This window comes from Brachybacterium sp. GCM10030267, from assembly GCF_042666875.1.
Lineage (GTDB): Bacteria > Actinomycetota > Actinomycetes > Actinomycetales > Dermabacteraceae > Brachybacterium.
The window spans coordinates 711056-724775 of the sequence record NZ_JBHTCX010000012.1 but is presented as its reverse complement, the minus strand read 5'-3'; the positions used below and the strand labels follow the sequence as shown (position 1 = coordinate 724775).

General features: G+C 70.4%; 9 protein-coding genes. 5 read left to right on the top strand and 4 right to left on the bottom strand.

Annotated features, from left to right (window positions below; translation table 11 throughout):
* Positions 1-258: 258 nt before the first annotated feature.
* The gene (locus tag ACFQS2_RS14330; protein WP_377794170.1) at positions 259-2535 is read right to left on the bottom strand and encodes a bifunctional alpha,alpha-trehalose-phosphate synthase (UDP-forming)/trehalose-phosphatase; all 2277 of its coding nucleotides are present in this window, start codon (positions 2533-2535) and stop codon (positions 259-261) included.
* Positions 2536-2863: 328 nt separating this feature from the next.
* Here ACFQS2_RS14330 and lysA point away from each other — a divergent pair, with 328 nt between their 5' ends.
* From lysA to rho, 5 genes are all read left to right on the top strand, one after another.
* Positions 2864-4279, top strand: coding sequence for a diaminopimelate decarboxylase (gene lysA, locus ACFQS2_RS14325; protein ID WP_377794169.1), 1416 nt, complete (start codon positions 2864-2866; stop codon positions 4277-4279).
* A 136-nt stretch (positions 4280-4415) separates the two neighbouring features.
* Positions 4416-5783 (top strand): homoserine dehydrogenase, encoded by a 1368-nt coding sequence (locus tag ACFQS2_RS14320; RefSeq protein WP_377794168.1) that lies wholly within the window; start codon positions 4416-4418, stop codon positions 5781-5783.
* Between the two features lie 4 nt (positions 5784-5787).
* On the top strand, positions 5788-6846 hold the full coding sequence (thrC, locus tag ACFQS2_RS14315) for a threonine synthase (RefSeq protein WP_377019759.1): 1059 nt from the start codon (positions 5788-5790) through the stop codon (positions 6844-6846).
* Positions 6843-7757, top strand: coding sequence for a homoserine kinase (thrB, locus tag ACFQS2_RS14310; RefSeq protein ID WP_377019760.1), 915 nt, complete (start codon positions 6843-6845; stop codon positions 7755-7757). The genes thrC and thrB overlap by 4 nt, the downstream gene beginning before the upstream one ends.
* A gap of 353 nt (positions 7758-8110) precedes the next feature.
* A complete protein-coding gene (rho, locus tag ACFQS2_RS14305; protein ID WP_377794167.1) occupies positions 8111-10297 on the top strand; it encodes a transcription termination factor Rho in 2187 nt (728 codons plus the stop codon).
* A gap of 112 nt (positions 10298-10409) precedes the next feature.
* Here rho and ACFQS2_RS14300 read toward each other — a convergent pair whose 3' ends face one another.
* From ACFQS2_RS14300 to ACFQS2_RS14290, 3 genes are read right to left on the bottom strand one after another with little or no spacing between them, the layout of a single operon-like run.
* Positions 10410-11321, bottom strand: a complete 912-nt coding sequence (locus ACFQS2_RS14300; protein ID WP_377019762.1) for a carbohydrate ABC transporter permease — start codon at positions 11319-11321, stop codon at positions 10410-10412.
* A complete protein-coding gene (locus ACFQS2_RS14295; RefSeq protein ID WP_377794166.1) occupies positions 11318-12307 on the bottom strand; it encodes a carbohydrate ABC transporter permease in 990 nt (329 codons plus the stop codon). The genes ACFQS2_RS14300 and ACFQS2_RS14295 overlap by 4 nt, the downstream gene beginning before the upstream one ends.
* Positions 12304-13632, bottom strand: a complete 1329-nt coding sequence (locus tag ACFQS2_RS14290; protein WP_377794165.1) for an extracellular solute-binding protein — start codon at positions 13630-13632, stop codon at positions 12304-12306. The genes ACFQS2_RS14295 and ACFQS2_RS14290 overlap by 4 nt, the downstream gene beginning before the upstream one ends.
* Positions 13633-13720: the final 88 nt, after the last annotated feature.

Sequence of the window (13720 nt, the reverse complement as noted above, 5' to 3'; positions counted from 1 at the left end):
CCAGCAAGGACAGCAGTGACAACCAACCGACGCTTCGACATGCCTGAGACTCATGCCGATGTCCTGCAACACGCTATGCCGATGTCCCGAGACATCCCATTCCGATGTCCTGAACCAAGACACTGTCGCGGGCACTGACACCCGGAGCCGGGGCACCGTCAGCACGGTGCCCCGGCTCTCTCATGTGACGAGGTCGCGCATCTCCACGCGACGCTCAGGCGCGGAGGGCGGCGAGCGAGCCCGCTCGCCGCCCGCTCCTCAGCCCTGCGGCCCGCGCAGCTCGACCAGGCGCTGCAGCAGCGAGCGGACCGCGTCGATGTCCTCGATCCGCAGCCGGGCCGCGGTGTCCCCGCCGCCCACCTTGATGCCGACGTCGCCCTCGCCGAGCTGGGAGAAGACGGACTCGTCGGTGACGTCGTCGCCCAGGTACAGCCACGCATCGGCCGCGCTGGCGCGGGCGAGGGCGTCGATCGCCGCGCCCTTGGAGGTGTGGACGACCGAGAACTCCACGACTTCCTTGCCGGGGGTGACGGTGACATCGGGGAGGGTGACCGCGTACTCCAGGGCGGCCTCGGTCGCGTTGATCGAGCCCCGCCCGCGCGCGTTGCGTGTGTGCAGCACGGCGGCCGCCGGCTTCGTCTCGACCTCGGCACCCGGATGCGCGCGGGAGATCCGGTTCAGGTTGCCGGTGATCGCGGCGAGCAGGTCCTCCTTCTCGGGGGACATGGTCAGCGCCGCGGAGTCCAGCACCTCGGCCTGCATCCACGGCGGCAGCGCACCGACCTCGGCGCCGTGCGAGCCGACCAGCACCACCGAGCTCGGCATCGAGGTGTGGGAGTCGAGATTGCTCAGCGCCCTGCCGGAGACCAGCGCCACCGCGACGCCGGGCATCTCGGAGAGGTCGCGCAGCGCCATCAGGGCCTCGGGGTCGGGCTGGACGGCGTCGCGGTCGGCGACGATCGGCGCCAGCACCCCGTCGAAGTCGGAGGCCACGAGGATCCGCGGGACGGTGGCGAAGTCGCGCAGGGCGGACTCGACCGCCTCGGGGTCGCTGGGCTCGTCCCCGGTCAGCCGGATGACAGGCTTGGCCACCTGCTCGGGACGCCCGATCTGCTCCAGCTCGTGGAGGAAGGCGTGCGCCCAGGCCTGGACGTCGTTCTCCATCACCTGGTGGCGCAGGGAGCGCATCGACTCCTCCTGCTCCTCCGGCGGCATCGTCAGCGCCCGCAGGATCGCGGCCTTCAGGTCATCGATGTCGTGGGGATTGACCGTCACCGCGGCGCGGAGCTCGTCGGCGGCGCCGGCGAACTCGCTGAGCACGAGCACGCCCTGGAGATCCGGACGGGAGGCCACGTATTCCTTGGCCACCAGGTTCATCCCGTCCCGCAGCGCCGTGACGAGCACGACGTCGGCCGTCATGAACAGGGCGGTCATGTCGCGGCGGTCGAAGGAGCGGTGCTGATACGACACGGCGGGACGACCGATCGAGGAGTGGTCGCCGTTGATCCGGCCGACGGTCAGCTCGACCTCGTCGCGCAGCTGCTTGTAGGCCTCGACCCGCTCGCGCGACGGCGTGGCGACCTGGACCATGACGGTGTCCTGGGGATCCACGGAGCCGTCGTCGAGCAGCTCGCCCCAGGCCTTGAGCCGGTGACGGATGCCCTTGGTGTAGTCGAGGCGGTCCACGCCCAGCACGATCTTCTGCGGATCGCCGAGGTCCTTGCGCAGCTGGACGGCCCGCTCGCGCACCTCCGGATCCTCGGTCAGCGCGGAGATCGAGGCGGAGTCGATGGAGATCGGGAACGTCTGGGCCACGACCTCGCGCACCGGGGCGGCGCCCAGACCGGGGACCGAGATGGTCTGCCCGTCCACGTGGTAGCCCAGCAGCTTGCGGACCGCCGCCACGAAGTTCTGGGCGTCGCTCTCACGCTGGAACCCCACCAGGTCCGCCCCCAGCAGCCCGCGCAGGATCTGGTTGCGCTTGGGCAGCTGGGAGAACAGCTCCACGGGCGGGAACGGGATGTGGTTGAAGAATCCGATGCGCACGTCGCTGCGCTCGTCGCGGATCATCCGCGGCACCAGCTGCAGCTGATAGTCGTGGACCCACACCGTCCCGTGCTCCTCGGCGACGGCCGCGGCCTCGCGGGCGAAGCGCCGGTTGGTGCCGACGTAGGAGCCCCACCAGGTGCGGTGGAACTCCGGATCGACGATGACGTCGTGGTACAGCGGCCACAGCGTGGCATTGGAGAAGCCCTCGTAGTACCGCTCGATGTCCTCCTGCTCGAGACGGACCGGGTAGAGGGACATCCCGTCGGCCTCGAACGGCTCGGGCGGCTCCCCGGGCGAACCGGCCCAGCCGACCCACGCCCCGGACTCCACCGTGCGCATCACGGACTCCATCGCGGTGACCAGGCCGCCGGGGCTGGTGACCCACTCGGTCGCCCCGTCGGGCAGGGTGCGGGTGTCGACCGGCAACCGGTTGGCGACCACCACCAGCTGGTGGCCGGGATCGGGACGGGAAGCGGCTGCGGGCACGGTGTCTCCTTCGCGACGTTCGAACGGGAGCGGCCGGGAAGCCCGCGCCGTCGCGCTGCCGGAGGGCGGCGGAGGCCGGCTTCCGCTCCGATATCGGGAGACTACCAAGTGCGATCACTCACCCGGGACACCTCGGCGGCCGCGCTGCCGTCTCAGCAGGCACGCTGACCAGCACAGATGCCCACCGACCGGCCGGACGGGCCGGCACGGCAGCCCCGTCGGCGAGCCCGCGGGGTGGACGCGGCTCCAGCGCCGGCCCGGCTCGGTCTAGGGTCGGGAGTCGCCGCCGCGCCCGCGACCGGCCATCGAGCAGACCACAGGAGCAGACATGCGCGCCCACGAGGCCGGAGCCCTCCACGGCAACGACGCCGCCCCCACCTGGCTGCCGTATCCCACCGACGTCAACACGCTGATCGACGGACTGTGGTCGGAGACCACCGTGCGCGGTGAGGACGGCTCGCTGCGCACCGGCGGCCTCAGCGTCCACGAGATCGCGGAGGAGGTCGGCACCCCCGTCTTCGTCGTCGATGAGCAGGACTTCCGCTCCCGCGCCGTCCGCTTCCGCGACGCGTTCGCCGGCGCCTTCGCCCATCTCGGCGGGTCGGGCGTGTACTACGCGGGCAAGGCGTTCCTGTGCACCGCGGTGGCGCAGTGGATGCAGGAGGAGGGGCTCGGCCTGGACGTCTCCACCGGCGGTGAGCTCGCGGTCGCCCTGCGCGCCGGCTTCCCCACCGAGCGCATCGCCCTGCACGGCAACAACAAGTCCGATGCGGAGATCCGCCGCGCACTGTCCACGGGCGTCGGGCGCATCGTCATCGACTCCCTGGCGGAGATCGACCAGGTCTCCCGTCTCGCCGGGGAGCTCGGCGTGGTCGCCTCGGTGATGCTGCGTGTGACCACCGGCGTCGAGGCCCACACCCACGAATTCATCGCCACCGCCCACGAGGACCAGAAGTTCGGGATCTCCCTGACCGCCGGGGACGCCCTCGAGGCGGTGCGTCGCGTGATCGCCCGACCGGAGACGCTCGACCTGGTGGGCCTGCACTCCCACATCGGGTCGCAGATCTTCGACGTCGGCGGCTTCGAGATCGCCGCCCGCCGGGTGCTGGAGCTGATGGCCCAGGTCCGCGACGAGCTCGGCCGGGAGATCCCCGCGCTCGACCTCGGCGGCGGCTTCGGCGTCATGTACAACACCCAGCACACCCCCTCGACCCCCGAGGAGCTGGCCGCCGGCATCGCCCGGATCATCGAGCAGGAGGCCGCGGCGCTCTCTCTCCCCGTGCCGCACGTGTCCTTCGAGCCCGGCCGCGCGATCGCCGGCCCCTCGACTCACACGTTGTACTCGGTGGGCACCGTCAAGGACGTCCACCTCGGCGGCCCGCATCACCGCGTGTACGTCTCGGTCGACGGCGGCATGAGCGACAACGTGCGCACTGCGCTGTACGACGCGGACTACTCGTGCCTGCTGTCCGGACGCGTCTCCGACGCCGCCCCCGAAGTCGTGCGCGTGGTCGGCAAGCACTGCGAGAGCGGGGACATCGTCGTCAAGGACGAGTACCTCCCGGCCGACGTGCAGCGCGGTGACCTGGTCTCGGTCCCGGTGACCGGCGCCTACTGCTACTCCCTGGCCTCGAACTACAACCACGTCCCGCGCCCCGCGGTGGTCTCCGTGCGCGACGGAGAGCTGCGCACGCTGATGCGTCGCGAGACGGAAGAGGACCTCCTTGCCCTCGACGTCGGCTGAGGAGCGGGCGCGGTCCGTGGGTCCGCGCACAGTTCTTCGTCGTTCATCGACGGTCACGAAGGACCCGTGACCTCCGATACAGTGCCAGAGCCCGCCCCCGGCCACCGCCGGACCGTGTGGAAGGACCACCTCACGCATGTCCCAGAGCTCTCCCGGCAGCCCGCCGTCACCGGCCGGCGCCGACACCTCGACCGAGCTGCCGACCCTGCGCGTCGCCGTGCTCGGAGCCGGCACCGTCGGCACCGAGGTGCTGCGCCTGCTCTCCCAGCAGGGCGTGGACCTCTCCCACCGCATCGGCGCCCGCCTCGAGGTCATCGGCGTCGCCGTGCGCAACCTGACCCGCGACCGCGGGGAGCACGTCCCCGCCGAACTGCTCACCGAGGACGCCACGTCCCTCGTCCAGCAGTCGGACCTGGTCATCGAGGTCATCGGCGGCATCGAGCCCGCCCGCACGCTCCTGCTGGAGGCCATGGCCGGCGGAGCCAGCGTGGTGACGGCGAACAAGGCCCTGCTCGCCCAGGACGGCGCGGCCCTCTACGAAGCGGCCGACATCCACGGCGTGGACCTGTACTTCGAAGCGGCGGTGGCCGGCGCCATCCCCCTGGTCCGGCCCGTGCGCGAGTCCCTGGCCGGTGACCGCATCCAGCGGGTTCTCGGCATCGTCAACGGCACCACCAACTACGTCCTGGACGCGATGACCCGCACCGGGGCGAGCTTCGACGAGGCGCTGGAGAGTGCGAAGGAGCTCGGCTACGCCGAGGCCGATCCCACCGCCGACGTGCAGGGCCATGACGCCGCCGCGAAGGCCTCGATCCTGGCCTCGCTGGCCTTCCACACCCGCGTGCGCCTGTCCGACGTCCACTGCGAGGGCATCACCGAGGTCTCCGCACAGGACATCGCCGCGGCCACCCGGATGGGCCGGACCATCAAGCTGCTCTCGATCATCGAGCGCATCGAGGACGAGACCGGTGAGCGGGTCTCCGCCCGGGTCTACCCGGCGCTGATCCCCGACAGCCACCCGCTGGCCTCCGTCTCCGACGCCTACAACGCCGTGTTCATCGAGGCCGACGCCGCCGGGTCGCTCATGTTCTACGGCCAGGGAGCCGGCGGCGCACCGACGGCCTCGGCGATCCTCGGCGACGTGGTCTCCGCGGCCCGTCAGCGCGTGCGCGGGGGAGTGGGCCCGCGTGAGTCGCGCTACGCCGAGCTCGACGTGATCGCGATCGACGACCTGCGCAGCGCCTTCTACGTCTCGCTGACCGTGCAGGACCGCCCCGGCGTGCTCGCCGAGATCGCCGGCACCCTCTCCGGGTACGGCATCTCCATCTCCACCATCCACCAGGAGCTGCTCGAGGGCGACGGGACCGAGCAGCAGGCGCTGGCGAGCATCGGCATCACCACCCACCGCGCCCTGGAGTCGGCGATGACCGCGTCGCTGGACGTCTTCTCCGCGACGGCGACGGTCCTCGGCATCGATTCCGTCCTGCGCATCGAAGGAGAATGACCCCATGGCACACCAGTGGCGCGGCGTCCTCGCCGAATACCGCGAGCACCTGCCCTTCGCCGAGGGCGATACCCTCCTGAGCCTGGGGGAGGGCGGGACCCCGCTGGTGCCCGCCCCGGCTCTGTCCGAGCGCGTGGGCGCAGAGATCCACATCAAGGTCGAGGGACAGAACCCCACCGGCTCCTTCAAGGACCGCGGGATGGTCGCGGCGATGACCAAGGCCGTGGGCGACGGGGCGACCGCCGTGGTCTGCGCCTCGACCGGCAACACCAGCGCCTCGGCCGCCGCCTACGCCACCGCGGCGGGCATGACCTGCGCCGTGCTGCTGCCGCAGGGAAAGATCGCGGCCGGCAAGCTCGCCCAGGCCGTGGTCCACGGTGCCCAGCTGATCCAGGTCGAGGGCAACTTCGACGACTGTCTCGAGATCGCGCGCAAGCTCGACGCCGAGCATCCCGTCGAGCTGGTCAACTCCGTGAACCCGTACCGCCTGCAGGGCCAGAAGACCGCCGCGTTCGAGGTCAGCGACGCCCTGGGCCGCGCCCCGGACATCCACGTCCTCCCGGTCGGCAACGCCGGCAACATCTCCGCGTACTGGATGGGCTATCGCGAATACCACGAGGCCGGGATCACCGCCGCGCTCCCGGCCATGTGGGGGTTCCAGGCGAGCGGCGCGGCGCCCTTCGTCGCCGGTCACCCGATCACCGACCCCGAGACCGTCGCCACCGCCATCCGGATCGGTGCCCCCGCGTCCTGGACCCTCGCCGTCGCCGCCCGCGACGACTCCGGCGGCCTCATCGACGCCGTCACCGATCAGCAGATCCTCGATGCGCAGCGTCTGCTCGCCGCCGAGGTGGGGATCTTCGTCGAGCCGGCGTCCGCGGCCGGAGTGGCCGGCCTGCTCCAGCAGGCCGAGCGGGGCCTCGTCCCGGCCGGCGCCACGATCGCGGTGACGGTGACCGGCAACGGGCTGAAGGACATCGACACGGCGCTGTCCCAGCGCGACATGACCCCGACGGTGATCGGGGCCGACGTCAATGCCGCCGCCGAGGCCATCGGCCTGTGAGGATCCAGCATCCCCGGGTCTCCGTGCGGGTCCCCGCGACCGCGGCCAACCTCGGACCGGGCTTCGACACGCTCGGCCTCGCGCTCGAGCTCTGCGACGACCTCGAGCTCGAGGCCACCACCGGCGGCACGGAGATCCACGCCACCGGTGAAGGCGCCGACTCGGTGCCCGCCGGGGAGGACCACCTCGTGGTGCGCGCCCTGCGTCGCGGTCTGGACCACGCCGGCGCCCCGCAGGTCGGGGTGCGCCTGCGCACCGTCAACCGCATCCCGCACGGCCGGGGACTGGGCTCCAGCGCGGCCGCCACCGTCGCCGGGCTGCTGCTGGCCCGCGGTCTGCTCGCGGAGCCTGAGGCGCTCGACGACGCCGGCCTGCTGCAGCTGGCGAGCGAGTTCGAGGGCCACCCCGACAACGCCGCGCCGGCCGTCCTCGGGGGCGTCGCGCTGTCGTGGATGGACGCCGGCAGGGCCCGCGCCGTTCCTCTGACCCATGCCCCGGGGGTCCTCCGCCCGCTGGTGCTGCTGCCGACGGCGACGCTGTCCACCCACCAGGCGCGCGGGCTGCTGCCCGAGACGGTGCCGCGCGAGGACGCGGTCTTCAACGCCTCGCGCGCGGCGCTGCTCGTGCATGCGCTCGCCGGTGATCCCGCGCTGCTGATGGAGGCCACCGAGGACCGCCTGCACCAGGAGCAGCGTGCACCGGGGATGCCTCGCAGCCTCGAACTGATGCGGGTGCTGCGCCAGGAGGGTCATCCCGCGGTGATCTCCGGGGCCGGGCCGTCGGTGCTGGTGCTGTCCGGGCGCCGATCCGAGATCGCCCCGCTGGTCCGCCGCATCGTCGACGAGCCCGAGACGTGGCGAATCGCCCAGGTCCCGGTCCGGGAGCGCGCTGCCGCCCCTGTGGTAGGTTGAGCATGCGTCCAGGCGGCATCGTCCGGCCATGAGCACTGCACGAAGACTGTGAGCACTGCGAACACTGCAGCCCACGCGTCGAGCAGGGTTCCGCGTCACGATGCATCTCCCTGATCAGCGTCCCGCATGTTCCTCTGCGCTCCGCGCACGTCGTGCCGAGCAGGCCCGTGCACCGACGCCGACGCACCCCGAAGCACACCAGCAGGCCGATCACCGGTGCCCTGCACCGTGGATACGACTCCTGCTCGGACGAGCTGCTGCGGCACCCGGACCACATCGTCCCTCTGCCACGCAGCGGCACCCCCAGACCAGATCAGGACCGGCATCGGCCGGTCCGACAGGAAGGAACCCGGGTGAACGACACCACTTCCGGCGCAGATCTCGCGGCGAAGAAGCTTCCCGAGCTGCAGTCCATCGCGGCCGGACTCGGCATCAAGGGCGCCCGCCGCCTGCGCAAGGGCGAGCTGATCGACGCGATCCGCGGGGGCGGGTCCACGTCGGCCCCCTCCGCCGCACCCGCACAGCAGAGCGCCCCGGCCCCGCAGGAAACGCCGCCGGCGGCCGCAGAGCCCGCTGCACCGGCGAGCCCCGCCGCACCAGCCAACGAGGCCGCGACGAGCGAGCCCGCGACCAGGGGCGGCACGTCGACGCGTGAGGCGCAGGAGGAGCCGGCCTCGGCCGCCGAGAGCACTCGCTCCTCCGGCCGCGGCCGGTCCCGCTCGCGCGAGCGGGACGAGAGCACCGAGCCCGCCCCGGACCTCGGGCTGGAACTGCCCGTGGCCAGCGCGGCGACCGAGAGCGCGGCTCGCCGTGACGAGGACCGCGGCCGGAGCGGGCGCCAGGACGACCGCCGCCAGAGCCGCCGCGAGGATCGCCGGGGTGGCGATCGCCGCGAGGACACCGCCGGCCACGACCGCTCCCGTGACGACAGCGGCAACGAGGACGACGCTCGCCGAGGCGAGGACCGCGGCTCCCAGCAGGGCCGGGACCGTCGTGGTGACCAGGATCGCCGTGGCAACCAGCAGGGCGGGAAGCAGCAGGGCGCGGGCCAGCGTCGCCGCCTCGAGGACATCGAGCTGCCCGACCGTTCGGGTGAGGACGAGGACGACCGCGGCCAGGGCGGGGACAACGTCGACGACGATCGTCGCGGCCGGTCGCGCAACCGCAACCGCTCGCGCGACCGCAAGCGTCGCGGCCGCGGCGGTCAGAACGACCAGGGCGGCTACGGCAACCAGGGGAACCAGGGCCAGGGCAACCAGGGCAACCAGGGCAACCAGGATGGCCGCGGCGACCAGAACGAGGATTCCGAGCCCCGTGAGGGCGAGGAGCTGATGACGGTCGCCGGCATCCTCGATGTCCGGGACAACAACGCCTACATCCGCACCACCGGGTACCTCCCCGGGCCGAGCGACGTCTACGTGACCATGAACCAGGTCCGGCGCGCGGGCCTGCGCAAGGGCGACGCCATCACCGGCCAGGTGAAGCCGCCCCGCGGTGGCGAGGACCAGCAGTTCGAGCAGCCCCAGCGCCACGGCGGCGGACGCAATCGCCGCGGCAAGGGCGGTGGCGGCGGCAACCAGTCCAAGTACGCGGCACTGGTGCAGGTCGACACGGTCAACGGGATGCCCACGGACCGTGCCCGCTCGCGCGTGGACTTCGGCAAGCTCACCCCGCTGTACCCGGACGATCGCCTCCGCCTGGAGACGGCTCCGACCAACCTCGCCCCGCGCGTGATCGATCTGGTCTCGCCCATCGGCAAGGGCCAGCGCGGTCTGATCGTCGCGCCCCCGAAGGCCGGCAAGACCATCGTCATGCAGCAGATCGCCAACGCGATCACCCAGAACAACCCCGAGGTCCACCTCATGGTGGTGCTGGTCGACGAGCGCCCCGAGGAGGTCACCGACATGCAGCGCACGGTCAAGGGTGAGGTCATCGCCTCGACCTTCGACCGTCCCGCCTCGGACCACACGATCGTCGCGGAGCTGGCCATCGAGCGCGCCAAGCGCCTGGTCGAGATGGGCCGCGACGTGGTGGTGCTGCTGGATTCGCTCACGCGCCTCTCGCGCGCCTACAACCTCGCCGCGCCGGCCTCCGGCCGCATCCTCTCCGGCGGTGTCGACGCCTCGGCGCTGTACCCGCCCAAGCGGTTCTTCGGCGCGGCCCGGAACATCGAGCACGGCGGATCGCTGACCATCCTGGCCTCGGCCCTGGTCGAGACCGGCTCCAAGATGGACGAGGTGATCTTCGAGGAGTTCAAGGGCACCGGCAACATGGAGCTGCGCCTGTCCCGTCACCTCGCGGACAAGCGCATCTTCCCGGCCGTGGACGTCAACGCCTCGGGCACGCGCCGCGAGGAAGCTCTCATGGGCAAGGAGGAGCTGGCCATCATGTGGAAGCTCCGCCGCGTGCTCGGCTCCCTCGAGCAGCAGCAGGCCCTGGAACTGCTCATGGAGCGGGTCAAGAAGACCCAGTCGAACACCGAGTTCCTCATGACGGTCCAGAAGAACACGCCGAGCGTGAACGGCCGCAACCCGGACTGACCCTCCGGACGGCGACGAGCCACCCGATGGAGCGCCTGCTGTCATGTCCTGGACGGACATGACAGCAGGCGCTCTCTCTCATGGGGCGTCGGGCGCCGGGGCGGCCGGCACCTCAGCCCTTGATCGCCCCGGCGGCGATATTGGCGATGAAGTGCCGCGAGCCGATGATGAACACGCCGATCAGCGGGACGACGCTGATCAGCGCTCCCGCCATCACCATCCCGTAGTCGGTGAGGTACAGCGAGTTGAGGTTCTGCAGCGAGGTCTGCAGGGTCTGGCGCTCGGGATCCACGAGCACGATCAGCGGCCAGACGTAGTCGTTCCACGCGGTGATGAACGTGAAGATCCCCAGGAACGCCAGACCCCCTCGCAGCAGCGGGACGGCCACCCGCCAGTAAGTCGCGAAGAAGCCGGCCCCGTCGATGCGCGCCGATTCCACGAGTTCGTCGGGAATCGATCCGGCTGCCATCTGCCGCAGCAGGAAGATGCCGAAGGCGTTGGCCGCTCCCGGGACGATCAGGGCCTGTAGGGTGCCCACCCATCCCAGCTCGGACATGAGGATGAAGCTGGGAACCAGGGACAGGCTGCCGGGCACCAGCATCGTCGCGATCAGCAGCACGAACAGGGCTTTACGGCCCGGAAAGTCGAACTTGGCGAAGGCGAAGGCCGCCAGCGAGTCGAAGAACATGACCAGCACGGCGCACGCGGTCGAGACGATGATCGTGTTCGTCAGCGACCCCAGCAGGTCGACGCTGGAGACGACGTTGCGGACGTTCTCGGTGAAGCTGGTGCCGAGAGTGAGCTTGGGCGGGTAGCCGAAGATCTCGCCGGTTGTCGACGTCGACATGACGATCAGCCAGTAGAACGGGAAGATCGACAGGAGCACGCCGACGAGCACGCACAGGTGCGTGATGAGTCCTGTGACACGGCCCCTGGCGACATAGTGCTTCGTGCCCGGGCCGCGCGTCCTCTCCGCCGAGCCCGGGTCCGCGCTCTGATCGGGAACGGGAGTGAGAGTGGTCATCGGCGGGCCTCCGTCGTGGGGGAGATCTTCTTCGCGGGCGTGGGGCGGCCGGTGCCGTCGCCTCTGCCCGAGACCAGGCGCCAGTTGATGATCGAGAAGACGGCGGCGATCAGGAACAGTGCCCAGGCGATGGCTGATCCGTATCCGAAGTCGAACTGGGTGAAGGCCTGGTTGTACTGGTAGAGGACGATCGTCATGCCGGCCTCACCGGCGCCGCCGCTGTCGCCGAGCAGGACTTGGGGCTCGGTGAACAGGCTCAGGCCGCCGATGGTCGACGTGATCACCGTGAACAGGATGATCGGCCGGAGCATCGGCACGGTGATCCGGAAGAAGACCTGCGCGAGATTCGCGCCGTCGACCTTCGCCGAGTCGTACAGATCGGTGGGGATCGCCTGGAGGCCTGCGAGGAAGATGATCGCGTTGTACCCGGTGAATCGCCAGATCACCATCACGGCGATCGTGACCTTGATCCCCCAGTTGCTGGAGAGCCACGGGACCGCGTCGATGCCCAGTGCCGTCAAGGCGGAGTTCACCAGGCCGAAGGTGTCGGAGAAGACCGATCCGAAGACGATGGCCATGGCGACCATCGAGGTGACGTTGGGCAGGAAGAACGCGACCCGGTACACCTTGGTGAAGCGGATGTTCTGGTGCAGCAGGAAGGCGATGACCATCGCCAGGAAGAGCATCGGCACCGTGGAGAGGAACCAGATGATGAACGTGTTGGCGACGGCGTTCCAGAAGCGCCCGTCCGTGAGCAGGTACTGGTACTGGGCGAGGCCGACGAAGGAGATGTCCCCCATGCCGTCCCAGTCGGTGAACGACAGCACGATCGAGAACACGATCGGGAACAGCCCGAACACGGCGAAGAGCAGATAGAACGGGGAGATCGCCAGGTACAGCGGCAGGCGCTCGCGCATCCGTCGCCTCCGGCGGGCGACGTTCTCGCCGCTGCGGGACGTGGGTGCGGTGGTGGCAGTGGTGCTCATTGCTCCACCCCTCTCTTGGCCAGGACCTTCGCGGACTGGGTGAGGGCGTCCTGCCACGCCTGTTCGGGGTCCTTCCCCGCGGTCTCGACGTTGGTGATCTCGAGGGTGAAGGTTCCGGCGATCACGGTCTCCCAGGTGCTGATGAAGGAGGTCGGCACGGTCTCAGCGGCGGCGGAGAAGAAATCCAGCGGGTCCTGGTCGCCGAAGAAGTCGCCCGCGTACTGCATCGTCGGCTCGTCGAACGAGGCAGGTGTGGACGGGAAGAGCTGGACGTCCCGATAGGCGACCGCCTGGTTCTGCGGTGAGTTGACCCAGGTGATGAAGGCCAGGGCGGCCTCGGGGTCCTTGCAGGTGCGGGGGACGGCGGCGAAGGAGCCGCCGTTGTTGCCGGCCCGGACGGGCTGGTCCGCGATGCGCCAGGACCCTGCGGTGTCCGGGGCGGACTCCTCGAGGATCTGTGCCCACCAGGCGGCGCTGATGTTGCCCGCGGTGCGGCCGCTGGACCACGCGGCGTTCTGATCCGTGCCCCGGTCCCGGGGGATCCGGGCGGTGCAGCCCGCCTCGATCGCGGCGACCGTCACGTCCCAGGCCTGCCGTACAGCGGAGTCGGGCCGGTCGTACAGCGGCGCGTCATCGGTGTCGAAGTAGCGCTCGGGACTGGAGTTGAGGAACCCCTCGTAGATCGCCTGGGCGTCATTGACGAGGGCGGATTCGGCGGCGCCGTCGAGCTCACGGCCCAGTTCGACGAACGACTCCCAGGTCGCGATCGCCTCGGAGACCTCACCCGGCTCGCTGGGGAGCCCGGCCTGCTCGAAGACGTCCTGGCGGTAGTAGAACCCGGTGGGCCCGATGTCCAGCGGGAAGAAGCAGAAGCGGCCCGAGGGAGTGGTCCCGAGCTCCCACTTCCACTCGTAGAACTCGTCCTTGACCGCGTCCGCACCGAGCTCGGAGAGATCCAGGAAGAGGTCCTCGTTGGTGAAATAGAGGGCATTGTTCGAGTTGATGTACGTGATGTCGGGGATGTAGGCGTTCCCTGCCAGGCTCGTGCGCAGCTTCGTGTCGAAGTTGGTGCCGATGACATCGGCGCGCAGATGCCGGTCCGTGCCGGGGATCTGCTCTCTCGCCTGTTCGAGCAGCTGCGGGCTCGCGGAGCGATCCCAGTACCACATCACGAGCTGATCGGGATCGTCGGAGATGGACGGGTCGGAGCCGCAGCCGGCCAGTGCCAGCGGGAGCACCGCGGCACCACCCATCAGCGAACGGCGGGACGGCCCGCCCGGGAACAGGGACCTACGTGGTCGTCGTCGTGCGTGCGCGTCGCTCATGCACACCCTCCTCATCGAGTGGCGATCATGGACCGTGAACGTTCACGGGGTGACGCAGATCATGGCATCGGGGGATAGGGGCGTCAAC

Excerpts from the sequence above, each read along its gene's own strand:
- lysA (WP_377794169.1), top strand. The coding sequence starts at position 2,864 with ATGCGCGCCCACGAGGCCGGAGCCCTCCACGGCAACGACGCCGCCCCC.
- ACFQS2_RS14320 (WP_377794168.1), top strand. The coding sequence starts at position 4,416 with ATGTCCCAGAGCTCTCCCGGCAGCCCGCCGTCACCGGCCGGCGCCGAC.
- thrC (WP_377019759.1), top strand. The coding sequence starts at position 5,788 with ATGGCACACCAGTGGCGCGGCGTCCTCGCCGAATACCGCGAGCACCTG.
- ACFQS2_RS14300 (WP_377019762.1), bottom strand. The coding sequence starts at position 11,321 with ATGACCACTCTCACTCCCGTTCCCGATCAGAGCGCGGACCCGGGCTCG.
- ACFQS2_RS14295 (WP_377794166.1), bottom strand. The coding sequence starts at position 12,307 with ATGAGCACCACTGCCACCACCGCACCCACGTCCCGCAGCGGCGAGAAC.
- ACFQS2_RS14290 (WP_377794165.1), bottom strand. The coding sequence starts at position 13,632 with ATGAGCGACGCGCACGCACGACGACGACCACGTAGGTCCCTGTTCCCG.